Source organism: Streptomyces sp. AA4, from assembly GCF_000158875.1.
Taxonomy (GTDB): Bacteria; Actinomycetota; Actinomycetes; order Mycobacteriales; family Pseudonocardiaceae; genus Amycolatopsis.
The window spans coordinates 224,888-246,359 of record NZ_GG657747.1; the positions used below are offsets into that span (position 1 = coordinate 224,888).

Annotated in this window: 24 protein-coding genes; 11 read left to right on the top strand and 13 right to left on the bottom strand. The window is 69.0% G+C overall.

The genetic code is table 11. The features are described 5' to 3' along the window. Positions 1 to 62: 62 nt before the first annotated feature. From SSMG_RS39865 to SSMG_RS39880, 4 genes are read right to left on the bottom strand one after another with little or no spacing between them, the layout of a single operon-like run. Positions 63 to 773: an ESX secretion-associated protein EspG gene (locus tag SSMG_RS39865; RefSeq protein WP_009085872.1), complete on the bottom strand. Its 711-nt coding sequence runs from the start codon at positions 771 to 773 to the stop codon at positions 63 to 65. Continuing rightward, positions 770 to 2,014 (bottom strand): hypothetical protein, encoded by a 1,245-nt coding sequence (locus SSMG_RS39870; protein WP_158688137.1) that lies wholly within the window; start codon positions 2,012 to 2,014, stop codon positions 770 to 772. Before SSMG_RS39870 ends, SSMG_RS39865 begins: the two co-directional genes overlap by 4 nt. Before the next feature lie 10 nt (positions 2,015 to 2,024). Further along, positions 2,025 to 2,639: a DUF3558 domain-containing protein gene (locus SSMG_RS39875; RefSeq protein WP_009085874.1), complete on the bottom strand. Its 615-nt coding sequence runs from the start codon at positions 2,637 to 2,639 to the stop codon at positions 2,025 to 2,027. After that, complete coding sequence (locus tag SSMG_RS39880; RefSeq protein ID WP_009085875.1) at positions 2,636 to 3,034, bottom strand: hypothetical protein; 399 nt, start codon at positions 3,032 to 3,034, stop codon at positions 2,636 to 2,638. Before SSMG_RS39880 ends, SSMG_RS39875 begins: the two co-directional genes overlap by 4 nt. A 182-nt stretch (positions 3,035 to 3,216) precedes the next feature. Between SSMG_RS39880 and SSMG_RS39885 the strand changes: the two genes are divergently transcribed. Next, on the top strand, positions 3,217 to 3,465 hold the full coding sequence (locus tag SSMG_RS39885) for a helix-turn-helix domain-containing protein (RefSeq protein WP_009085876.1): 249 nt from the start codon (positions 3,217 to 3,219) through the stop codon (positions 3,463 to 3,465). Here SSMG_RS39885 and SSMG_RS39890 read toward each other — a convergent pair. The 3 genes from SSMG_RS39890 to SSMG_RS39900 form a co-directional block, all read right to left on the bottom strand. Further along, a complete protein-coding gene (locus tag SSMG_RS39890; RefSeq protein ID WP_009085877.1) occupies positions 3,462 to 4,112 on the bottom strand; it encodes a VC0807 family protein in 651 nt (216 codons plus the stop codon). The genes SSMG_RS39885 and SSMG_RS39890 overlap by 4 nt on opposite strands. A gap of 92 nt (positions 4,113 to 4,204) precedes the next feature. After that, positions 4,205 to 4,960, bottom strand: a complete 756-nt coding sequence (locus tag SSMG_RS39895; protein WP_009085878.1) for a decaprenylphospho-beta-D-erythro-pentofuranosid-2-ulose 2-reductase — start codon at positions 4,958 to 4,960, stop codon at positions 4,205 to 4,207. Continuing rightward, positions 4,957 to 6,330 (bottom strand): FAD-binding oxidoreductase, encoded by a 1,374-nt coding sequence (locus tag SSMG_RS39900; RefSeq protein ID WP_037719113.1) that lies wholly within the window; start codon positions 6,328 to 6,330, stop codon positions 4,957 to 4,959. The genes SSMG_RS39895 and SSMG_RS39900 overlap by 4 nt, the downstream gene beginning before the upstream one ends. A 148-nt stretch (positions 6,331 to 6,478) precedes the next feature. Here SSMG_RS39900 and SSMG_RS39905 point away from each other — a divergent pair, with 148 nt between their 5' ends. The 3 genes from SSMG_RS39905 to SSMG_RS39915 all read left to right on the top strand — a co-directional run bounded on the left by SSMG_RS39905 (position 6,479) and on the right by SSMG_RS39915 (position 9,932). Beyond that, positions 6,479 to 6,943 carry a GtrA family protein gene (locus SSMG_RS39905; protein WP_286157104.1) on the top strand — a complete coding sequence of 155 codons (465 nt, stop codon included), beginning with the start codon at positions 6,479 to 6,481 and terminating at the stop codon, positions 6,941 to 6,943. 5 nt (positions 6,944 to 6,948) lie between these two features. Next, on the top strand, positions 6,949 to 8,856 hold the full coding sequence (locus SSMG_RS39910) for a glycosyltransferase (protein WP_009085881.1): 1,908 nt from the start codon (positions 6,949 to 6,951) through the stop codon (positions 8,854 to 8,856). Positions 8,857 to 8,933: 77 nt separating this feature from the next. After that, positions 8,934 to 9,932 (top strand): acyl-CoA dehydrogenase family protein, encoded by a 999-nt coding sequence (locus SSMG_RS39915; RefSeq protein WP_037718999.1) that lies wholly within the window; start codon positions 8,934 to 8,936, stop codon positions 9,930 to 9,932. Here the strand turns inward: SSMG_RS39915 and SSMG_RS39920 are convergent. Beyond that, positions 9,929 to 10,171, bottom strand: a complete 243-nt coding sequence (locus SSMG_RS39920) for a hypothetical protein (RefSeq protein ID WP_009085883.1) — start codon at positions 10,169 to 10,171, stop codon at positions 9,929 to 9,931. The genes SSMG_RS39915 and SSMG_RS39920 overlap by 4 nt on opposite strands. Positions 10,172 to 10,249: 78 nt before the next feature. Beyond that, on the bottom strand, positions 10,250 to 11,101 hold the full coding sequence (locus tag SSMG_RS39925) for an NAD(P)H-binding protein (protein WP_009085884.1): 852 nt from the start codon (positions 11,099 to 11,101) through the stop codon (positions 10,250 to 10,252). A gap of 114 nt (positions 11,102 to 11,215) precedes the next feature. Here SSMG_RS39925 and SSMG_RS39930 point away from each other — a divergent pair, with 114 nt between their 5' ends. From SSMG_RS39930 to SSMG_RS39945, 4 genes are all read left to right on the top strand, one after another. Then, positions 11,216 to 11,794 (top strand): TetR/AcrR family transcriptional regulator, encoded by a 579-nt coding sequence (locus tag SSMG_RS39930; protein WP_009085885.1) that lies wholly within the window; start codon positions 11,216 to 11,218, stop codon positions 11,792 to 11,794. 81 nt (positions 11,795 to 11,875) lie between these two features. Continuing rightward, the gene (locus SSMG_RS39935) at positions 11,876 to 12,643 is read left to right on the top strand and encodes an ESX secretion-associated protein EspG (RefSeq protein WP_009085886.1); all 768 of its coding nucleotides are present in this window, start codon (positions 11,876 to 11,878) and stop codon (positions 12,641 to 12,643) included. Between the two features lie 32 nt (positions 12,644 to 12,675). Further along, complete coding sequence (locus SSMG_RS39940; RefSeq protein ID WP_009085887.1) at positions 12,676 to 13,095, top strand: hypothetical protein; 420 nt, start codon at positions 12,676 to 12,678, stop codon at positions 13,093 to 13,095. After that, complete coding sequence (locus SSMG_RS39945) at positions 13,092 to 14,264, top strand: hypothetical protein (RefSeq protein WP_009085888.1); 1,173 nt, start codon at positions 13,092 to 13,094, stop codon at positions 14,262 to 14,264. Before SSMG_RS39940 ends, SSMG_RS39945 begins: the two co-directional genes overlap by 4 nt. A gap of 54 nt (positions 14,265 to 14,318) precedes the next feature. Here SSMG_RS39945 and SSMG_RS39950 read toward each other — a convergent pair whose 3' ends face one another. The 3 genes from SSMG_RS39950 to SSMG_RS39960 are packed head-to-tail and all read right to left on the bottom strand — an operon-like array spanning position 14,319 to position 16,999. Then, complete coding sequence (locus SSMG_RS39950) at positions 14,319 to 15,227, bottom strand: glycosyltransferase (protein WP_037719003.1); 909 nt, start codon at positions 15,225 to 15,227, stop codon at positions 14,319 to 14,321. Continuing rightward, a complete protein-coding gene (locus SSMG_RS39955) occupies positions 15,227 to 16,042 on the bottom strand; it encodes an ABC transporter ATP-binding protein (RefSeq protein WP_009085890.1) in 816 nt (271 codons plus the stop codon). The genes SSMG_RS39950 and SSMG_RS39955 overlap by 1 nt, the downstream gene beginning before the upstream one ends. Before the next feature lie 3 nt (positions 16,043 to 16,045). Continuing rightward, positions 16,046 to 16,999, bottom strand: a complete 954-nt coding sequence (locus tag SSMG_RS39960) for an ABC transporter permease (protein ID WP_009085891.1) — start codon at positions 16,997 to 16,999, stop codon at positions 16,046 to 16,048. Between the two features lie 112 nt (positions 17,000 to 17,111). Between SSMG_RS39960 and SSMG_RS39965 the strand changes: the two genes are divergently transcribed. Both SSMG_RS39965 and SSMG_RS39970 read left to right on the top strand, forming a co-directional pair. After that, positions 17,112 to 18,368 (top strand): polysaccharide pyruvyl transferase family protein, encoded by a 1,257-nt coding sequence (locus SSMG_RS39965; protein WP_009085892.1) that lies wholly within the window; start codon positions 17,112 to 17,114, stop codon positions 18,366 to 18,368. Positions 18,369 to 18,444: 76 nt separating this feature from the next. Continuing rightward, positions 18,445 to 19,596 (top strand): epoxide hydrolase family protein, encoded by a 1,152-nt coding sequence (locus tag SSMG_RS39970; RefSeq protein WP_009085893.1) that lies wholly within the window; start codon positions 18,445 to 18,447, stop codon positions 19,594 to 19,596. Here the strand turns inward: SSMG_RS39970 and SSMG_RS39975 are convergent. Continuing rightward, positions 19,593 to 20,162: a bacterial proteasome activator family protein gene (locus SSMG_RS39975; protein WP_199786443.1), complete on the bottom strand. Its 570-nt coding sequence runs from the start codon at positions 20,160 to 20,162 to the stop codon at positions 19,593 to 19,595. The two genes, SSMG_RS39970 and SSMG_RS39975, sit on opposite strands and share 4 nt — an antisense overlap. A gap of 109 nt (positions 20,163 to 20,271) precedes the next feature. Between SSMG_RS39975 and SSMG_RS39980 the strand changes: the two genes are divergently transcribed. Then, complete coding sequence (locus SSMG_RS39980; protein ID WP_009085895.1) at positions 20,272 to 21,471, top strand: cysteine desulfurase-like protein; 1,200 nt, start codon at positions 20,272 to 20,274, stop codon at positions 21,469 to 21,471. Position 21,472: the final 1 nt, after the last annotated feature.

The following is a 21,472-nucleotide window of genomic DNA, read 5'->3' on the forward strand; positions in this document are numbered from 1 at the left end:
AGAGCCAGCAGCTTCATGCGGCCGGGAGCTGATGCCGTTCCTGCGGACGCGGCTGGAAGCGATCAGAGTGCCTCGAGTGTTTCGTTCAAAATCTTGACGATCGCACGCGGGTCGCCGGGGATGAGTTCGGTCCGCTCGCCAGTGGTCCGGTACGTCAGGACTCGGCCGGCCACCAGGTCCAGGGCGAAGATCGGGCCGCCGGTGCGGTGCACGCCCGCCGCCCGGCGGCCGGCGTACAGCTGGTGCACTGCTTCCCGGGGCTGGTCCAGGATCGAATTGAGGTACTCGGCGCTGGTGCTTTCGTCGAACGGGTCCGGCGCCTCGTCGGATGCCACCGACACCGAGCGCACGGGCGCGCCGGGGAGCTGCGGAAGCGTGTCGAAAAGCGCGGTGGCCAGCCGGTTCGGGGCAATCTGCCGGATCTCGACCACGTCGTCCTGGACGGACACCCGTACCGCGTCCGGCCCGCGCCGCGCGACCAATGCGCTGCGATCGGTGCCGGTGCTGAATTGCGAGTGCGCGAAGTATTCGCCTTCGGCATACGCGATCACCTGCAAGGTCGCCCGGAAGTCCGGTGTCGGCACCGCGTCGCGCGCGAGCCCGAGTTGCCCGAGGTACTCGATGGTTTCGGCATGCAGTCGACGGTCTGCCCCGTCCCTCACCCACAATCGCTTACCGCCGAGCATCGGGTGCATTTCGCCGAGATCGAGCATGTCCCAGACCATGGACAGCACTGCGGTCGGCAGCCGCACCGCGGGATCCAGTCCGGTCATGCGCCGAGCGTGGGCGGCGTCGACCGGAGGCCGGTGACGGGATCGATGGTCGCTTCTTCGTCGGAGAAGATGTCGTCGGTGTCCAGGACGTACTTGCGGTTGTGCTCGGCGTCGTCCTCCTTCTTGCCGCCGCGACCGCCGCTCATCCCGGCCCCGGGCATGCCGCGCTCGCCGGCCGCGCCTCCGCGCAGCGCACCCGTTCCCGCTCCGCCGCTGCCCCGAGGACCGAACTCTCCGGCTCCGACCCGGGAACCGCCGCCCGGACCGCGAGGCGTGGTCGCGGCGCCTCCGCTCTCTCCGCCGGTCGAACCGAACCCGATGCCCGGGGTGTAGCCGAGGCCAGACCCGCCGGAGCCGCCGGAACCCGGGCCGGACGCGCCAGGCTGGTACCCGGCGATCTCCGGCGGGGTGAACCGGGACTGAGCGGAACTGTTCGGCTCCAGGTAGCTGGAGGTGCTGGTCGCGTCGGCCGGACTCGGCGAACGCGGGTAGCTGCCGCTGTACGGCCCGGTGTCGCGGTAAGGACTGTGGCCTCCGCTGACACCGGGGCCCGGGCTGCTCGCCCCGCTCGCTCCGGGAACTTGGCCGCCTGGTCCCGTCTCATACGGGTCGGGACCTCCCGGCCGCCGACCGCCGGGGCCTGGTGGGCCTGCTGGCGGATGGCCCGGGCCTGGGTCGCTCGGCTGGTGATTGACCGAGACGCCGCCGTCGTACGCGCCGAGCTTGCCGTAGTCGTACTTCAACTGCCCCGAATTGGACTGGGTCTGGTGGGTGAACTCCTGGTAGAGCTGCAGATTCTTGGCCGAAGCCTCGTTGTGGCTGCGCATCTCGGCCATCACGTCGGAATCGAACAGGTTTTTCCCGCTCTTCAGCGCGTTCGTGAGCGGTTCCGCCGACATGGGCGCCATCTGATTGCGCAGATTGTCGAGCATCGCCGCGGCGGAGGCGTGCGTTCCGCTGTTGTCGTGGAACGTTTGCTGCGCACCAGTCATCGAGGAACGCACCGTCCGCAGCCGCTGCGAGACCTTGTCCGCCGCCGCGCCGCTCCAGACGGATTCGAGACCGCCGAGAATCTCCGAGACGTCCTGGCTGACCGCTTCCTGATCACCCGCCAGCCCCTTGGCGAGGTCGCTTCCCTCATGCCAGATACCGGGTTGAGCTGCCTGGATCTGCGGGACGATCTCCTCGATCGGCACCGTCATCTCCTGGTATTTGTCGAGCAGCGCCTTGGTGGACTCCACCCAGCCCATGTCACCGCCCCGCTTTCTTCTTGAGCGTCGTGACCGCGTGGTCGGCAATGATGGCGGCGATGCGGCAGGAGTCGGTCTTGCCGCTGTTGGACAAACCGAGGTCGACTCCTACCTCGAATTCGAGAGTGTCGGAGAGCCCCACCGCGATCTGGCACCCGTCTGTCCTCGGGCCTGGCTTCGGGTCGTAGGCCACGGCAGGGAAGCCCTGGATGGGCGGAAGCACGTCGAACCGTTTCATCTGCGGCTTGACCTGCTTGTAGATGATGCTCAAGCCTTCTCGTTGCTTGGTCGTGTAGAAAATCGTCAGCATTGAGCCGTCCTGATGGTCAGACCAGGTGCACTTCGGGCCGAGAGGGCCGTCTTCCGGTTTGCCGGTGACGCCGTCTCCGACGTCCTCATGGACCTGCTGGGGGCTGAGCGCGTCGCACGCGCTCCCGGAGAGCACGGAATCAGGAAGCGGATTCTCGACCTTCGGAGCGCCACCGTAGGGCGGCACTTCTCCGCTTGGCGACGAGGTGCTGGCCGACACCGGCGTGGGGTGGCCGCCCGTGGTGCCGGAGCAGCCGGCGAACAGCATTGCGGAGCTGAGCAGGACAAATGCCGTGCGGAGTTTCATTCCGTCGTTTCCTGGGGGTCGACGCTTTTCATCATGGCGGATTGCTGGTGATCGCTCGATTCTGTCATGCCGAGCGCCTCTGCGATGCGCCGGATGAATTCATCGACGTAGGCAATCTGAAGGTCGATGTGGCCTCCGCCGTATGAGTAGGCGCCCAGTTTGCCTTTGCCGTCCCCGACCATTGCCACATGCGCGGCAAGCGTCGAGGGGTCCTGCGCCGGTGCCTTCATTCCGCAGAGGTTGACCGCATTCCGGCGCATCTCCGTCAGCTTCTCTTTCACTGTCATCAGCTTGCTGAGCAGCTGTTTTGCCTCATCGGGCTCCAGCACGAAGCCGTCCGGCGCCGTCGTCTTGGCTTGCCCGCTCGCGACCGTGAACGCCGTGTCCTCCCACACCTGTGCCCCCTCGACGCTGGTGTCGGCAATTGGTTACAGGTAGCACGGTAGCCGATCAATCACCCGCGGTGGACGCGATTCTGAAAGGTGCTCTACGGCTAGACATAAATGCTCTAGACATAGCTGCTCTAGTTATTTGTGCTCTGGTTTTGCTGGCGCTAGACGTGTGTGATTACCTGACTATGGCCAAGCCTCCGATCTCCGCTGCCGCGCGCATTATCGGCGAGCGCGTGCGCGAGTTCCGGAACAAGGCTGGGCTCAATCAGGAGCAGCTGGCCGAGGCGGCCGGCGTGCACTGGACCTTCGTGAGCCAGGTCGAGCGCGGCCTGCGCAACATCAACCTGCACAACCTGCTCAAGTTCGCCGACGGGCTCGGCGTGAACCCCGCGAAGCTCGTGGACGGCTTGCGTCCGCCGTCAGACTCGGACTAGCCGCCGTCCGGTGTCTGGTCCACTGTAGACGGACGCATAACCTGACGGAACGTGCCTTCGCGAGCGAGCAGAATCTGCGTGAGCACCTGCAATCCGACGAAGAACGCGATCGACAGTCCGGCGTCGAGTGCGGGAACGTCGTCGACTGGCAGCGTGTACGCCATCCCGATGCTCAGTCCACTGTGGACCAAGCTGCCGACGCCCCACGCCACGGTCAGCGTCCGCCACACCCGGCGGAACGACGGGCGGGCCGCCCACGCCGCGTCCAGCCGGGGGCCGCGGCCGGGGAGCAGGGCGCGGGCTGCCTGATAGGTCGTCGGGTACTGGCCGACGAACAGGCTCGCGAGCAGCCAGACGCCCGCCAGCGTGCTGAACCAGGCCCCGCGCACGAGCAGCAGCCGGGCGTCGCCGGTCATCAGCGTGGTGGCCAAGCCGACGGCGAGGAACATCAGGACGAGCAGGCCGATCCCGTCCGCGCGACGCCGGGTGACCAGCGTGTACAGCACGCGCAGCGCGGGCGGCAGGCCGCTCAGCAGCAGCGCCCATACGGGTGGGACGTCGAAGGCGCGCAGCAGGTAGTAGCCGCCGACTGGCGCGCCGAGATCGATCAGCAGCGCGGCCAGCGACGAGCGGAATTCGTTCCCCATGCCCCGAGTTTCGGCGCGCCGGGCACCTCAGGACATCGTCGAGCCGGTCAGCCCGGCATCCACCGAACGGTGGAGGCCGGGCCGGAACAACGTCAGACCGGCAGCTTGCGGAAGATCGGCCGCGGCACGTGCCGCAGGATCGACATCACCAGCCGGAACTCCGACGGCGACCACACGAGGTCCTTGCCCTTGCGCGCGGCCTCGACCGCGACGTCGGCGACCTGCTCGGCGGTCCGGGTCAGCGGGGCGTCCTTCATGCCTGCGGTCATCTTGGTCTTGACCTGGCCCGACCGCACGACGGTCACCTGCACGCCGTGCGGCGCGAGGGCCTCGCCGAGACCGAGGTAGAACCCGTCGAAACCGGCCTTGCTCGAGCCGTACACGAAGTTCGACCGGCGCACGCGCTCGCCCGCGACCGACGACAGCGCGATGACCTTGCCGTGGCCCTGCGTCTTGAGCTTCTCCGACAGCGCGACGCCGACCGACACCGCGGCGGTGTAGTTGACCGTCGCCAGCTCGACCGCCTTGCCGTGGTCCTGCCACAGCTCCTCGGCCTCGCCGAGCAGGCCGAACGCGACCACCGTGACGTCGATGTCGCCGCCGGCGAACGCCTCGTCCAGCACCTTCGGGTGGGAGGCGAGGTCCTTGGCGTCAAAGGCCACAGTGGACACTTCGGCACCGCGATCCTTCAGGCGCTGCGCGGCTTCCTCCAGCCGCGGCGAAGGACGTGCGGCCAGCACGACCCGCAGCGGCTTCTCCGCGAGGTACTTCTCCGCGATCGCCAGCGCGATGTCGGACGTGCCGCCGAGCAGCAGCAGGGACTGGGGGTTACCGACCGCGTCGATCACAGTGCGAGCCTCCGGCTCATGTCAGAGGCGAAAACGCCTTCGGGGTCAACGGAAGCGCGCACCTTGCGCCACTCCTCCAGCCGCGGGTACATCTTCGCGAAAGTCTCGGGCGAGGTGCGCGAGTCCTTCGCGGTGTAGAGACGGCCGTTCGCGTCCAGGACCATCTCGTCCATTTCCTCGCAGAACCGGCTGAGCCCGCTCTTGATCGGGAAGTCGACGCTCAGCATCCAGCCCGGCGCCGGCCAGGACATCGGAGCCGGGTTCGAGTCGCCCATCCGCTTGAACACGTTCAGGAACGAGTAGTGCCCGGACCGCGAGATGGCCCGGCAGATGCCCTTGAGCTGCTCTTCCGCGCCGAACGGCACGGAGAACTGGTACTGCAGGAAGCCCTTGCTTCCGTAGCCGCGGTTCCACTCGCTCAGCATGTCGAGAGGGTGGTAGAACTGCGTGAGGTTCTGGATCTTGCCGCGCGCGCCCTTCTTGGGCACGGTCTGCTGCCACAGATTGCCCATCATGGTCGAGGTCAGCTTGTTGACCAGACCGCTGGGGAACACGTCGGGCAGCGTCAGCAGCTGCGGCGCGTCGAAGCGCAGCGGGTCGTTGCGCAGCTTCGGCGGCAGCTGGTCGAGCGTCGCGAGCGAACCGCGCGAGAACGTGGCCCGGCCGAGGCGGCTGTCGGACGAGATCAGGTCCGGCACGGCCATGGAGTAGTCGTAGTTGAGGTCCGAACCATCGGTGAAGAGCCCGAGGGTCTCGTCGAGGTTCGAGGTGCGGTCGGCGTCCACGTAGAAATACGCCGATTCCGTCTTCTTCATCCGGATCGTGGCGCGGACGATGATCCCGGTCAGCCCGATCCCCGCCACGGTCGCCCAGAACAGCTCGGAATCCGGGCCTTCGGGGGTGAGCGTGCGCACGGATCCGTCGGCGGTGAGCAGGTCCATCGACACCACGTGGTTGCCGAAGCTGCCCGCCGAATGGTGGTTCTTGCCGTGGATGTCGTTGGCGATCGCGCCGCCGATCGTCACCTGGCGGGTGCCCGGCAGGACCGGGACCCACAGGCCGTACGGCAGGGCCTCGCGCATCAGCTTGTCGAGGCTGACGCCCGCGTCGAGGTCGACGAGGCCGGAGTCCGGGTCGATCGAGTGGATGCGGTCGAGCACGGTCATGTCGACGACCAGGCCGCCCGCGTTCTGCGCCGGGTCGCCGTAGGACCGGCCGAGCCCGCGTGCGATGACCCCGCGCGGGCCTGCGGAGGCGACGGCGCGGGCGATCGCGTCGACGTCGCGGGTGCTCAGCACGTCGGCGACGGTCCCGGCGGTGCGGCCCCAGCCGGTGAGCGTGCGGCGCTGTGTCTCGGGTGCTTGGGTCACGCCGACCAGGGTAGCCACGCCGAACACCGCCCGGAACGTGACCCTGAAGTGCTCGCTTCTACACTTTGCGCATCAAGGCACAAGCGTCCGAGCGTCGAAGTGGGTAATACGGACACTGACGCAATAGGCCGAGAAGGTATTCCAAGTGGTGGCTACAGAACCGCAGAGTGACCAAGCGCAGCCGGTGCCCGCGGGCCCCGGGCTGCTGGGCCAGCTGATCCGGTTCGGCGTGATCGGCGGCTTCTGCGCCCTGTTCGACCTGGGCACGTACTCGCTGCTGCGAGCGGTCGGCATGGACGCCGTCCCGTGGGTGGACGTCGCGCGCGCGATCAGTTTCGTCGTGGGCACGACCACGGCGTTCTTCCTGAACCGGCGCTTCACGTTCGCTGACGGGCGGCGCGACGGGAACGCGCAGGTCGGCAGCTTCGTTCTGCTGTACGCCGTCACCTTCTTCGTCGCCGTCGGCGTGAATCAGCTCATGCTGCACGTGCTGCCGGAGTCGGGCTGGAAGGCCACGCTGGCCTGGGTGGTGTCCCAGGCAACGGCGACTGTGATCAATTTCGTGATGCTCAAATGGGTCGTGTTCCGTGTACGGCCGGTAAAGGAGAACTGAGTTCGATGCCCGGTAAAGCAGCCCCGGTCGCGGAGGCGGCCCCCGCAGGCCAGACGCGGTTCGCCGAGCACGCCCCCGAAGGCAGGCTCACGGCCCAGCGCGGGCTGTACGCCGGGCCGGCTCCGATCGTCAGCAAGGACATGTACGCCGAGGTCGAACTGGGCAACGCCCTGCGCGAGCGCGGCAGTGTGACGCTCGAGCCGTCCGCGAAGGTCACCGGCAACACCTACTTCGGCCGCTTCCCGGCGAGCTACTGGCAGCGCTGGACCACGGCGACCGAGGTGAAGCTCGAGGCCGTCGTCACCGGGGACGGGCTGCTGTCGCTCGGCGCGTCCGACATGCTCGGCGACCCGCGCGTGGTCGACGCGCAGCAGGTTTCGGGCGCGAAGGGCGCCAAGGTCGAGCTGACCGGCAAGCTGGACAAGTTCCTCGACGGCGGCGCGCTGTGGCTCGACCTCGAGACCGAGGGCGGCCAGACGCTGCGGGTCGAGCAGGTCCGCTGGACCGTCGACGCGCCGGAGTCGATCCGCCCGACCGCGGTCACCATCTGCACGATGAACCGCGCCGACGACTGCCTGAAAAACCTCCAGGCGCTCGCCGCCGACGTGTCCTCGCTGGACACCCTCGACGCCATCTACGTCGCCGACCAGGGCACCGACCTGGTCGAATCGCGCGAGGGCTTCGAGCAGGTCGCGAAGGACCTCGGCGAGAAGCTGCACTACATCAAGCAGCCGAACCTCGGCGGCGCGGGCGGCTTCACCCGCGGCATGTACGAGGTGGCCGGGCACACCGAGACCGAGCACGCGAACGTGCTGTTCATGGACGACGACGTGCTGCTCGAGCCGGACCTCGTCGTGCGCATGACGGCGTTCTCCAACCGCGCGGCCAACCCGATCATCGTCGGCGGCCAGATGCTCAACCTGCTGCACCCGAACCAGCTGCACGTCGGAGCCGAGTACGCCCGGCTGAACACGCTGGAGCCGGGACAGCCGGTGCAGCACTCGCTGTCCACCGCCGACCTGCTCGGCGTCGACGAGGACGGCAACCCGAACCGCCAGGAACGCCGCCTCGACGCCGGGTACAACGGCTGGTGGTCGTGCCTGATCCCGTACGAGGTCGTCAAGGCCATCGGCTACCCGCTGCCGTTCTTCTTCCAGTGGGACGACGCGGAGTACTCCTACCGGGCCCGCGAATACGGCTTCCCCACGGTGACCCTGCCGGGCGCCGGCGTGTGGCACGCGGACTTCCACTGGAAGGACTGGGACGAGTGGCACCGGTACTTCAACCTGCGCAACTCGATCATCACCGCCGCGCTGCACTCGCCGTTCAACCTGAACCTGCTGTCCCGCGTGCTGCTGGCGCAGCTGGTCCGCTACCTGCTCGGCATGCAGTACGGCCTTTCCGCGACGCTGATCAAGGCGGTCGAGGACTTCCTGGAGGGCCCGGAGATCCTGCACGACGGCGGCGTCGAGGCGATGAAGGAGATCCGCCGGATCCGCGACGCGTACCCGGAGACCAAGCGGCACAAGGTCACTGACGTGCCGGGCATCGCGTCCAACGACATCGGCATCATCAACAGCGCGCCGCGGCCGAGCATGCAGCGGCTCGTGCTGATCAAGCGCATCCTCGACAAGGTGCTCGGCCGCAGCCGTTTCGGGCTCGGCGCGGTGTCGATCGACGAGGCGCACTGGTGGCACGTCGCTTTGTTCGACACCGCCGTGGTCACCGACGCGTCGCAGGAAGGCGTGCGCGTGCGCACCTACGACAAGGTCAAGATGTTCGACCTCGCCAAGCGCGGCGCGAAGGTGCTCAACCGGCTGCGCAAGGAGGGGGCGGGCGTGCAGGAGCAGTACAAGCGCGCGATGCCGGAACTCACCTCGCGGGAGAACTGGAAGCGGCTGTACGGGCTGTGATCGCCTGAGCTGTCCGGGAAGGGCGTTCGCGTTTCGGCGCGGACGCCCTTTCTGTCTTTTTCGGTAGCTTTGAATTCATGGCCGACCTGGTTTCCCGCGCGCGGGCTCTTGCCGACGATCTGTTGTTTCCGGCGGCGGCTGAGGTGGACCGGCTGGGCGTGGTGCCGCGCTCGCATTTCGACGCGCTCGCCGAGGAGGGTTTCTACGGTCTCGCCGCGCCGGATTCCGGGGTCGGCCTCGAGCAGCTGGTCGGCGTGCTCGAAGCGCTGGCCGGCGGGTGCCTGAGCACCGCGTTCACTTGGCTGCAGCACCACGGCCTGGTCGCTGGCCTGGCCGCGACGGACCGGGAGGACCTGCGGGAGCGATACCTGGCGGACCTGATCAGCGGACGGTTGCGCGCGGGCGTCGCGTATGCGGGCGTGATCCCGACGCCGCCGAGAGTGCGGGTTCAGCGGGTCGACGGCGGGTATCGGTTCGACGGCGAGGCGCCGTTCGTGAGCGGCTGGGACGCGATCGACCTGCTGCAGCTGTCCGGCCGGGACGGCGACACGGTGGTCAACGCGTTGGTGTCGCCGATTGTCGGGCACAGTCTGGTCGCCGAGCCGTTGACGCTCATGGCCGCGCAAGGCACCGCGACCGTGCGATTGAAGCTGAACAACCACTTCATTCCCGACGAATCGGTTTTCGCCAAGGTCAGCTACGACAAATTCGTGGCCGGCAATACGTTTGCGGCCCGGCTCAACGGGTGTGCGCCGCTTGGCCTCGCGGAGCGCTGCGCCTGCTTGATCGAGGCGACCGGCGAGAAGGAAACGGCGACGGCGCTGCGGTCCGAACAGGAAGAAATCCGTCGTCGCCTCGACGCCGGGCTCGCTGATCCGGCCACGCTCCCGGCTGCCCGCGCCGCCGGAGCCGAGCTGGCGTACCGGTCGGCGGGCGCGCTCGCCGCGGCGACCGGCAGCAGCGCGGTGCTGGCCGGGGCGCCCGCGGGCCGGCTGGTGCGCGAGGCGACGTTCCTGCTCGTGGCCGCGAGCAGACCGGAGATCCGCGCCGGACTGCTCGCCCTCGTCCGCCGCTAAACGGACAGGCCGAATTTGCCCTTTCGGCTCAGATCGTCCACATAGGCGGCCGCCACGTGGACGAAATTCACCGAAACAGTGTTGCCGTCCCGGGTTTCCAGCGAGTGAACGCCGCCGTGTTTCAGGAGGTCCGGGAGCTTTTCCTGAACAGTTTCGGAACTGTCCGCGGTGAGCGGGAAGATCAGCGGCTCTCCGCCTGCCGAAAGGTGCAGGACCAGTGCTGGTTTGGAATCTGCCATGGGTCCATGGCAGCAGCGGGTGATCATCGGCGGCAAGGGCGGTTCGCCGACAGCGGATCCGCTCACAGCGGAAGCGGGCTAGGCGGGTTCGCCGAGGCGGGCGGCGAGCCGGTCCGTGACAGTGCGGGGCTCGCGCCCGAGAAGCTCGCCCAGCAGCGGGCCCGATTCGGCGAAATAACCGGCCCGGGTGGCCTGGTGCCAGGTGAGCAGGAACCGGGCCGTCTGCTCCGGGACCCCGTTCGCGATGTGCCCGGCGACCCATTGTTCGTCGTCCAGGACAACGCGATTGACAGTGCGACCGGTGAGGCCGGAAGCGATTTCGGCGAAATCGGCGAAAGTGACCGCGGCCGGAGCGGCGAGGGTGACGGGGCCGTCGACGGAGCGGTCGCCGGCGAGAAGGGCCGCGGTGGCTTCGGCGATGTCCGCGCGGTCGGTGTACGGGACGGGGCCGTCTGCCGGCTGGGCGATCTCGCCGGTCCGCTGCCACGGGCCGAGCACCTGGTCGAGCGGACCGTAAGCGCTGTTGCGCAGTGCGGTCCAGGCGACTCCGGAGTCGCCGAGGATCGCCTCGGTGGCGAGGTGGAGGTCCGACGGCCGGTACGGATTGCCGGGGGCGGCGCCGTGCTGGCTCGTGTAGAGGATCCGCCGGGCGCCGGCCGCGACGGCCGCGTCGATGGCGCGCCGGTGCAGGCTCACCAGGTCGGCGGCGGGGTCGTTGCCGGAGATCAGCAGGACCTGGTCGGCGCCGGCGAAAGAGTCGCCCGGGTCCTCGTAGGAGCCCCGTCGTACGCGGACCCCTCGGTCGGCGAAGTGTCGCGCCTTCGCGGGATCGCGGACGCTGACGCCGATCTGGCTTGCGGATACGCGCGTGAGGAGGTGCTCGACGGTGGCACTGCCCAGCCCGCCGGTGGCACCGGTGACAACGATCATTCCCCTGGTCTCTTCCTCGGGAGCATAAGTTGACTTCATGGGTCAACTTCTTCCGCCGCTGACTTTAGGTAAGCTGACTCATCGAGTCAACTTACGTGGAGAGACGAGGTCGCGGTGCCCGCGGAATCCCGGCTGCGCGCCGACGCCAGACGCAATTCCGAGCAGATCCGAACCGCTGCGATCGGCGCCTTCCAGGGACGGGGCCTGACCGTCCCGCTGGAGGAGGTCGCCAAGGCGGCGGGAGTCAGCAAAGCCACGATCTTCAACCGGTTCGGCGGCCGGATCGGCCTCATCGAGGCGGTGCTCGAAGAGGTCGTCGCGACGGAACTGTTCGCGGTCATCGACCGCATGCGGACCGTCGACGACATCGGCGAGCGGATCGACTGTTACGTCACCGGGCTGCGCGATCTCCAGTACCGCCAGCCCTCCGTCAATGACGTCCTGCTGCAGACCTATCCGAACTCGCCGCAGCTGATGGAGATCTGCCGGGTCGGGGGCGAGGCGAACGAAGAACTCGTCGCGGCGGCACGGGCCTCCGGGGCTCTTCGGCCGGAGTTCACGGCGGGCGACCTGCACGCATTCGTCGTCGAAACCGCCCTCGCCCTGAAACACGGCGAACGGCCTGCTCGCGAGGCCTACGACCGGCGCACCGCTTACTTCCTGAACGGAATCCGAACCGCGCGCTCCGGATGACGCGCCCTTGGCGCCGATGGCCGCGACCGTGCGGAGTGGACTACGGTTTCGCCGGGGAGAGACCGGATTTAGGGGTGGGTCGTGCCGTACACGTTGACGCTGTCACCGGCAGCGGTGGATCTCCTGCTGGCCGAACTCGGACTCGGCCGCGCGCCGGTGCCGTTCGTGGTGCCGCACATCGGCATCACCGGCGAGGAACGCGCCGCGGTGCGCGACGCCGTCTTCCGCGACCTCGACAGCCGCGGCCTGCTGCGGCGGGGGACCATCGACGACGACGTCCAGATCGCGCTAGCCACGTTCGCCCGGCCCGGACTCGCGGTGTCCGCGGCGGCGAAGCTCGGCGACGAGCAGCTGTTCGCGCGCGTGGCGTCCAACGGCCAGTTCGCGGTGCTGGTGTCCCAGCGGGACGGGATGTTCGCCTTCGAGGAGGTCCGCCCGACCGGCATCGTCCCGGCGATCGTCGACCTGCTGCCGCTCACGCCCGCCGCGCCGGGGCAGTCGGTGACCGTCGCGCAGCCGTCGAAACAGCCGGTCCGGGGCGACGCGTACGACCCGTTCGCCGGGGTCAGCGGCCCGCGCACGCACAATCCGCAGCTCCGCGCGGTCCAGCGGATCTTCGAGAAGCCGCGGTTGGCGGTCGGCCAGTTCACGCCGTACGTAGGCGACGGCAACGGCCATGAGCGGGCGCTGCCGTCGCTCGCGTGGTTCGACACCGAACTCGGCCGCTACCTGCTGAGCACGCGCGATTCGAGCGACGGAAACCGCTGGCTCACCTATGCCCCGGCGGACAATGCCCGGCTGGCCCAACAACTGTTCACCCAGCTGGAAGGCTATTCGGCAAACGCCTGACCGGAGCGGCTCGCGTCGGTAAACTCCGGCGCATGAGCACTGATCCGCTGGCGGCAGGCGGGCTGAACGCCAAGGGCATCGCCGAAGCCGCGGCCGAAACGCACAAGCTGGCCGACACCGCGAAGGCCGGCGGGTTCAGCATCGACGGCGACGCACTCGGTGACCTGCGCAAAGCGCTCACCGACATGGTCACGCGCCTCGAACGGCTCAAGCCGCAGACGCAGGCGCTGACGACCGCGCCGAAACTCGGCAGCCACCCGTATGGGCAGACCGTGGCCGAGCACGACCGCAAGAGCGGAGCCGACGCGCCCGGGTCGGCCCTCGACGTGCTGGACCAGTTCGGCCGGATCCTGAAGGAGGCCGACGAGGCCCTCGCCCGCGCCGGCGGGGTCTACACCGAGAACGAGAACCAGGCCGTCGATTCCCACCGCACCGTGAAGGGCACCGAATGAGCACGCCGCAGCCGGGGCTCGCGCCGTCGGACGCCGACTACCTCGGGCACCCGCACCAGCAGCTGAAGTCGTTTGTCGAGACCAATCTCGACGTGGAGCAGGTTTCCTCGGTTTCGCACGCGTACACCGAGGTGCAGAAAGCGTTCGAGGAATTCGCGACGCAATTGGGCGAGGCCGTGAAGAAGGCTTCGCACGCGTGGAGCGGCGAGGCCGCGGCCGGTGCGCAGGCGTATTTCGTGAGCCTCGCCGAATGGGCCGAGGCGAACGGCCAGAACGCGAAGCTGGCCGCGCAGATCGTCGAGGAACAGGCGTCCGCGGCGCAGGCGGCGAAGCATTCGATGCCGGAAGCGGTCCCATTCGACTGGTCCGAGGAATTCGACAAATGGTCGCACGCGAGCCCGCTCGAAATGAGCAATGAGATCGACGCGACGCTGAAGAAGCAGCAGGAGAGCCGTTCCGCGCACGAGCAGGCCGCGGAGACGATGTCGAAGTACGACGCTTCGCTGTACTCGTCGGGCTCGAAGCAGCCGACTTTCGCGCACCCGCCGAAGTTCGGGGTCGCGGCGGGCGGCGGGGCCGCGGTGGCGATGCCGACTGGTCCGGAGCACCACGACGCCCCTGCTCCTGCCCCTGCGCCCGCTCCCGCTCCGGTTGCCGCGGACGCTGGTTCAGCCTCGGTGGGTGCTGCCGGTGGCGGCGGCGCGGTGGCCGGGCACGCGAGCGCGCCGACGGTCAGCGGCCCGAGCCAGTTCACCGGTGCCGTGCATCAGCCAATGCCGGACAGCGCGACCACCGCGGCCGGTTACGCACCGGCCGCCGCCCAAGCGGCCTCGAGCGGCGGCAGCGCCGGGGCGGGCGGAATGGGCATGGGCGCGATGCCGATGGGCGGCATGATGGGCGGTGGCGGCGGCGGTTTCGGCGCCGACGAGGAGCACGAAAACAAGGTCGGCCGCGGCGGCGGTTCGTTCGGCCCCGGCGACGGAGCCATGTCCCCGGGCGCGGCGGACGTCGCGGCCGGAGGAATGGGCGGCGCCCCGGCCCGCCCGGGCATGGGCTTCGGCGCCCGTCCGTACGACGACGGCAACGACCAGCCCGCGTTCGTGATGGAGATCGACGAGAACGAGGAATACGGCGGGCACCGTTCCGCGCCGCCGGTCATCGGGGAATAACGCGAAAGTCCGTTGTGGACGGTGAGCCCATCGTCCACAACGGACTGACCGGCGTCAGTACCGGTAAAACTTCTCCGCCCGTCCCTGCCGGACGAGCTTCAGCCACTGCACGAAGGCCTTCGGGTCCCGCTTCACGCCCACGAAATACAGGCCGAAGCGCAGCACCTCCAGCGCCCCGATCTTGCGCATTCCCGGCTGCGACAGCAAATACCCGCGGTTGCGGTACGTGTAGTACCGCTTGACCTCGTTCTCCGGGTCCTGCGCGTGGAATTTCCCGCCCAGCATCGGCTTGAACTCGTCCGAACCGTCCGGGTGCAGGTAGGTCGTGCGCAGCGACGTGCCGAACGGCAGGCCGGACCGCACCAGGCGGCGGTGCAGTTCCACCTCGTCGCCGCGGAAGAACAGGCGCAGGTCGGGCACGCCAGTGACGTCCAAAGTGGACGCGCGGAACAACGCACCGTTCATCAGGGACGCGATGCCCGGCAGGAAATCCGTGCCGAGTTCGGCCGACGAGCGCTTCCAGGTCAGGCCGCGGCGCAGCGGGAACGCGAGTTTCGCCGGCGCGTCGATGTTCGCCACCACCGGGGAAATCTCGGCGAGACCGCGCTTTTCGGCTTCCTCCAGCAGGATCTCGAGCACGTGCTCGTCCGCCGGGCGGCCGTCGTCGTCGGCGAGCCAGACCCACTCCGCGCCGAGCGACAGCGCGTGCAGCATGCCGAGCGCGAAACCGCCCGCGCCGCCGAGGTTCCGGTGCGACGGGAGGTACGTGTACGGCAGCGGGTAGGCCTCCACGACGTCCCGCGCGGACTTGTCCGGGCCGTTGTCGACCACGACGAGGTGGTCGACCGGCCGGGTCTGGGCGGCGATGACCTTCAGCGAGTCCGCGAGCAGCTCGCGCCGGTGCCGCGTGACCACCACGCCGACGACCGCGCCGTCGGGCAGCTCTCGCGTCTCGCCGGTCATCATTCCCCGCCGTTCGTCGTGGTCGCGGGCTCGATGCCGAGGCGCTCGAGACCTTCCTGGCTCATGTTCTCGAACGGGTCGCGGCCCTTGTACTCGGTGAGCACCTCGCGCAGCGAACCCTGCTTCCGGACGTGCCCCTCGTCCATCCAGATCGCGGTGTCGCACAGCTCCATGAGGAACTCGTCGGAGTGGTTCGCGAACACCAGGATGCCGGAGCGCTTGACCAGGTCCTTGAGCCGGTCGCGGGCCTTGTTGAGGAACGCCGCGTCGACCGCGCCGATGCCCTCGTCGAGGATCAGGATCTCCGGGTCGATCGAGGTCACGACGCCGAGCGCGAGCCGCACCCGCATGCCGGTGGAGTACGTCCGCAGCGGCATCTGCAGGTAGTCGCCGAGTTCGGTGAACTCCGCGATGTCGTCGACCCGCTTCTCCATTTCCTTGGCGCTCATGCCGAGGAACAGGCCGCGGATCAGGATGTTCTCGACGCCGGAGATCTCCGGGTCCATCCCGATGCCGAGGTCGAACACCGGCGCGATCCGGCCGACGATCCGCGACGATCCGCGCGTCGGCTCGTAGATCCCGGCGAGCAGCCGCAGCAGCGTGGACTTGCCCGCGCCGTTGTGCCCGACGAGGCCGACCCGGTCGCCCTCGCGGAGGCTGATCGACACGTCGTGCAGCGCCTCGATGATCGGCACCTTCTGGTCGGAACTGATCTTTCCGCCGACCTTGCCGAGCACGCGCTTTTTCATCGAACGCGTTTTCGCGTCGAAAATCGGGAAGTCCACGTACGCGTTGTGGACGTCAATGCTGACCATCTGTCACACCCAATACGAGACGCGAGACCGGTAATTGCGCATGGCGACGAGCGCGAGCCCCCACCCGACGACGGTGATGCCGCCGACCACGACCCAGCTGGACCAGCTCACCGCCTGCCCGATGAGCGGCGACCGCACCACCTGCATGTAGTGGTAAAGCGGGTTCAGCTTGATGATCGGCAGCGCCCACGACGCGCCGTCCCGCGCGCCGCCGGACAGCAGCTGGTCGACCGGCCAGACGATCGGGGTGCCGTAGAACATGAGCTGGATCAGCGAGTTGATCAGCTGCGGGATGTCCCGGAACCGGGTCGAGATGATGCCGAGCAGCAGCGCCGCCCAGCCCGCGGTGAGCGCGAGCAGCACGAAGCCGGGAATGGCGAGGAAAATGTTCCAGCTCAGCCCGGGGTGGCAGTACTTGTGCGGAAGACACGCGCCGTCCGGCGACCCGAGCGAATACGGGGAATCGAGCGCCGAGAAGAAAATGATCAGCAGCACGACGTAGACGATCATGTTGTGCGCCAGCAGCAGCGTCTGCCGCCAGATCGTGCGCAGCACGTACACGCTGATCGGCGCGGGGACCTGTTTGATCAGGCCCTCGTTCGCGATGAACGTCTCCATGCCCTCGGTGAGGCAGCCCTGGATGAAGCCCCAGATGATGAAGCCGGTGGAGAGATAGGGCAGGAACACCTCGATCGGCGTGCGGAACAGCTGCGAGTACAGCAGGCCGAGACCGAGCGCGATGACACCCTGGCTGATCGTGATCCAGAACGGCCCGATGATGGACCTGCGGTAGCGCTGCTTGATGTCCTGCCAGCCGAGATGGGTCCAAAGCTCGCGGGCGGCGAAACCGGTCTTGATGTCGTCGATGGCACGCGCGAACGTCTTGCTGTCCGACGACGGTGGAACCGGAGTCGAGACATCGGGTTCGGCTGCGTGAACCGTGCTGGTGGCATGCACGTGGACGAGGGTACCGATGGGGCGAGGCGGGCTAGGTCCGACCCGTCGCGCGGCCGCCCGATCCTTCTCACCCGTGCTGACCGGCGCGTGTGCGCGCCGTTACGATGAGCCGATGCCGGTCCCCGAAATCAGCGCTTCGCACCCGAAGTCTGTTTCTTCCCGCGCGCAGTACCACCTGGTCGCGCCGGTGGGCCACCCCAACTACGGTGACGAGCTCATCACCGCCGGCTGGCTGGGTTACCTCGCGGAGACCGCCCCGGACGCCGACGTGTGGGTGGACACGCACTCGCCGGGGCCGGCCAGCGTCCTGCTCGACGGCATTCACCCGCGGGCGAAGTTCACCGACACCTTGTGGCGTTTGTGCTGGGAGTCGCCGGACGAGGACCCGTGGCGCGCTGCCGCCTGGGTGCGCGACGCGGTGCACAGCCCGGGCATGATGCCGCGCCTGCACCACAGCGTCGAACTGCTGGCGAAGGCCGACGTGGTGCACGTGGTCGGCGGCGGATACATCAACAAGCTGTGGCCCAAGCAGATCGGCTTGCTGGCGGGCGCGGTCGCCGCGGTCGAACGGTCCGGCGGCCGGGCGGCCATGACCGGACAGGGTCTGCTGCCCGCCTGCGAGGGTTCGGCGCCGCTGGTGAAAGCGCTCGCCGACCGGTTCGAGGTGGTCGAGGTCCGCGACAGTGCGTCAGCGGATCTGCTGGGCCGTCCGGTCGGCCTCGACGACGCCTTCCTCACTCTCGGGCCGGACCGCTACGACCACTCCGAAGACCTGCCCGAAGTAATGCTGTGCCTGCAATCCGACCTGGTCGAGATCGGCATCGGCGCCTTGGCCGGCTCGGTGCTTTCCATGCTGCGCGCCTGGAAGACGGACCCGGCGAAGATCGGCGTCGTCGAGGGAGTGCCCCGGGTCGACCGCGAAGTCTTTTCGTTGCTCGAACGCGAATTGCCGGGCGCCCGGTTTTATCCGTTTTCGCACATTTGGACGCACGGCCTTCCCGCCGGGCCGGAGCAAACCTGGATTTCCACCCGGTTCCACGTCCACATGCTGGCGGCCGCGGCCGGGGCGTCCGGCGTCGCGGTGAGCATCCACCCGGACTATTACGCCACGAAGCATCGCTCCCTGGCCGAGCTCGGCTCGAACTGGACGCTGCTCGAAGACCTCTCCCAGGTCCCGGACCGCCCGGACGCGGGAGGGTACGCGGAAGAGACGCTGGCCCGCTTCAAGGACAGCAAGCGGAAGATCGCCGAACAGGTTTACGCGCCGGTGGTCCGCCCGGTCGAGGAGGAGCCGGAGCCGTCGGTGCCCGAGGAGCCGCCCGTGGAGCCGCCCGCCCAACGGCGCCGGTGGCCCCGGCGGCGCGACTGAGCCGGCGGACGCCGTCCCGGGAACGCGTCGCCGATTGAGGACCGGAATGGTCCGCAATCCCGCATAGCTTCCCCTCATGGCCCACGACCTCACCCCCTTCCGCGTCCAGGTCCCGCAGACCGACCTGGACGACCTCCGCCGCCGTCTCGCCGACACCCGCTGGCCGGACCCCTTCGCCGACCCGGCGTGGGAGCTGGGCATTCCGGTGCCCGAAGTCCAAGACCTCGCCGACTACTGGCGGCTGGGCTTCGACTGGCGGGCACAGGAAGAGCGCCTCAACGGCTTCCCGCAGTTCACCACCACGATCGACGGCGCGAACATCCACTTCCTGCACCTCGAATCCCCCGAACCGGACGCCGTCCCGCTGCTCCTCACCCACGGCTGGCCCGGTTCGATCGTCGAGTTCCTGGACCTGATCGGCCCCCTCGCCGACCCGCGGGCGTACGGCGGCGACGCCACCGAGGCGTTCCACGTCGTCGTCCCGTCCGTGCCCGGGTTCGGCTTCTCCGGCCCGACCCCCGACCGCGGCTGGGGTCCGGCGCGGACGGCGCGGGCGTGGGCGGAGCTGATGACCCGCCTCGGGTACCGCAACTTCGGCACGCACGGCGGGGACTGGGGCGCGCTGATCTCCCGCGAACTCTGCGTCCAGTTCCCCGAACGGGTCCTCGGCGCGCACGTCACGATGCTGCCCTCCGCGGTCGCGCGCGACGAGGCGGACCTCGCCGGGCTCGACGGGGACGAACTGGCGAAGGGACAGCGGTCGCTGGAGAAATCCCGGGCCTTCCAGCGGACCGGCATCGGCTACGCGATGATCCAGTCCACCAAACCGCACACGCTCGCCTACGGCCTCACCGATTCCCCGGCCGGGCAGCTGGCCTGGATCGCCGAGAAGTTCCGGGCCTTCTCGAACACCGACCACGACCTGATCGACCGCGACGACCTGCTCGCCAACGTCTCGATCTACTGGTTCACCCGCACCGCCGCGTCGTCCTCGCGGATCTACGCCGACCAGGACGTCCAGTGGGGCGCGGCGCTGCCGGCGTCGACCGTGCCGACCGCGGTCGCGGTGTTCCCGGACGACATCGGGCTTCCGCTGCGCTCGCTGGCCGAGCGCACCGACCGGATCGTGCGGTGGACGGAATTCCCGCGCGGCGGGCACTTCCCGGCGCTCGAAGAACCCGACCTGCTGATCGGCGATCTTCGAGCGTTCTTCTCCCGGGAAAGCTAGAGGTACTGCCCGGTTCCGGTGATGCCGTGCCCGTGCCCCTCGCCGGGGTGGCCGCCGGAGCCGGACGACCCCGCGGGCAGGCCGCGGCGCATCTGCTCCAGCTGCACCCGCGCCGCCATCTGCTGCGCGAACAGCGCGGTCTGGATGCCGTGGAACAGCCCCTCCAGCCAGCCGACCAGCTGCGCCTGCGCGATCCGCAGTTCGGCGTCCGAGGGGGTCTCGTCCTCGGTGAACGGGCGCACCAGGCGCTCCAGTTCCTCGCGCAGTTCGGGCGCGAGCGCTTCCTCCAGCTCGCGCACCGACGTCTGGTGGATCTCGCGGACGCGGTTGCGGCTGGCGTCGTCCAGCGGTGCGGCGCGGACCTCCTCCAGCAGCTGCTTGATCATGGTCCCGATGCGCATCACCTTGGCCGGTTCCTCGACCAGGTCGCCGACGGACTCGTTCTCCTCGCCCTCGGGTGCCGTCTGCGCGGTGCCGACCGGGACGCCGTCCGGTCCGACGACGACCACGCGCGGCGCCTCCGCGTCCCTGGCTGCGCCCGTTCCCCCGAAGTTCGGCTCGCTCATATGCTCCATCCCCGTCGGTCAGCGGTCCTGCCCCGAGCCTAGCGGCCGTTCGGGCAGTTCTGCCCAACCCCGCGGCAACCGCGAAACCGCACGTCCGTACGGTGTCCCCATGGCGTTCGACGTCGCTCGTATCCGTGGGCTCTTCCCCGCGCTTGGCGACGGCTGGATTCACTTCGACGGCGCCGCCGGAATGCTCGTGCCCGAACAGGTCGCTTCGGCCGTTTCGACAGCTATGCGGGCGCCGGTGTCCGGGCCGGGCGGAGCGTTTCCGGCCTCCCAGCGGGCGGAAAGCATCGTCACCGCGGCCCGCCGGGCCGTGGCCGATCTGGTCGGGGCGGACCCGGCCGCCGTCGTGCTCGGCCCGAGCGCGCCGGTCCTGCTTCGCCGTCTCGTCGACGCGCTCGCCGAACGCTGGACGATCGGCGACGAGATCGTCGTCTCCCGGCTCGACGAGGAGGCCAACATCGCGCCGTGGCGGCGCGCCGCGAAACGCGTCGGCGCGGTCGTGCGGTGGAGCGAGATCGACATCGAGACCTGCGAGCTGCCCGCGTGGCAGTACGAGAACCTCGTGTCCGCGCGGACGAAAGCGGTGTCGGTGACACTGGCGTCCGGGTCCGTCGGGACCCGGCCGGACGTGCCGACGGTGATCGAATTCGCCAAGCGGGTCGGTGCGCTCGTGGTGGTCGACGCGACCTACGCCGCTCCGTTCGTGCCGCTCGACCTGCAAGAACTCGGGGCCGACGTCATGGTCGTCTCCGCGCCGTCGTGGGGCGGCCCGTCGGTCGGCGCGCTCGTGTTCCGCGACCCGGAGCTGCTGGAGCGCATCTCGTCGGCGTCGCTCGACCCGGCCGCCACCGGTCCCGCGCGGCTCGAACTCGGCCCGCACGCGTACCCGCTGCTGGCCGGTCTCGTCGCGTCCGTCGACTACCTCGCCGGCCTCGACGACGCCGCGACCGGCTCCCGCCGCGAACGCCTCGTGACGTCGCTCGGCTCGGCCAAGTCGTACCACGCGGGCCTGCTCGCGCAGCTGTCCACGGAACTGCGCTCGCTGCGGCACGTGATGGTGATCGGCGACGCGATGCGCCGGATCCCCGCGCTCGCCTTCGCGGTGGCCGGCGCGAAAGCGTCCCAGGTCGCCGAATACCTGGCGTCGCAAGGGCTTTGCGCGTTCGCCGACGACGGCACCAGCGGCGTGTTCGCGTCGCTGGGCGTCGGCGAGGTCGGGGGAGCGGTGCGGATCGGGCTCGCGCACTACTCCAACGTGTTCGAGATCAATCAGCTGGTGCGGGTGCTCGAAGAACTGCGCTGAG

Coding starts and splice junctions, on each gene's coding strand:
- SSMG_RS39865 (WP_009085872.1), bottom strand. CDS start 773: ATGACCGGACTGGATCCCGCGGTGCGGCTGCCGACCGCAGTGCTGTCC.
- SSMG_RS39875 (WP_009085874.1), bottom strand. CDS start 2,639: ATGAAACTCCGCACGGCATTTGTCCTGCTCAGCTCCGCAATGCTGTTC.
- SSMG_RS39885 (WP_009085876.1), top strand. CDS start 3,217: ATGGCCAAGCCTCCGATCTCCGCTGCCGCGCGCATTATCGGCGAGCGC.
- SSMG_RS39890 (WP_009085877.1), bottom strand. CDS start 4,112: ATGGGGAACGAATTCCGCTCGTCGCTGGCCGCGCTGCTGATCGATCTC.
- SSMG_RS39910 (WP_009085881.1), top strand. CDS start 6,949: ATGCCCGGTAAAGCAGCCCCGGTCGCGGAGGCGGCCCCCGCAGGCCAG.
- SSMG_RS39915 (WP_037718999.1), top strand. CDS start 8,934: ATGGCCGACCTGGTTTCCCGCGCGCGGGCTCTTGCCGACGATCTGTTG.
- SSMG_RS39920 (WP_009085883.1), bottom strand. CDS start 10,171: ATGGCAGATTCCAAACCAGCACTGGTCCTGCACCTTTCGGCAGGCGGA.
- SSMG_RS39925 (WP_009085884.1), bottom strand. CDS start 11,101: ATGATCGTTGTCACCGGTGCCACCGGCGGGCTGGGCAGTGCCACCGTC.
- SSMG_RS39940 (WP_009085887.1), top strand. CDS start 12,676: ATGAGCACTGATCCGCTGGCGGCAGGCGGGCTGAACGCCAAGGGCATC.
- SSMG_RS39945 (WP_009085888.1), top strand. CDS start 13,092: ATGAGCACGCCGCAGCCGGGGCTCGCGCCGTCGGACGCCGACTACCTC.
- SSMG_RS39950 (WP_037719003.1), bottom strand. CDS start 15,227: ATGACCGGCGAGACGCGAGAGCTGCCCGACGGCGCGGTCGTCGGCGTG.
- SSMG_RS39955 (WP_009085890.1), bottom strand. CDS start 16,042: ATGGTCAGCATTGACGTCCACAACGCGTACGTGGACTTCCCGATTTTC.
- SSMG_RS39965 (WP_009085892.1), top strand. CDS start 17,112: ATGCCGGTCCCCGAAATCAGCGCTTCGCACCCGAAGTCTGTTTCTTCC.
- SSMG_RS39970 (WP_009085893.1), top strand. CDS start 18,445: ATGGCCCACGACCTCACCCCCTTCCGCGTCCAGGTCCCGCAGACCGAC.
- SSMG_RS39975 (WP_199786443.1), bottom strand. CDS start 20,162: ATGAGCGAGCCGAACTTCGGGGGAACGGGCGCAGCCAGGGACGCGGAG.
- SSMG_RS39980 (WP_009085895.1), top strand. CDS start 20,272: ATGGCGTTCGACGTCGCTCGTATCCGTGGGCTCTTCCCCGCGCTTGGC.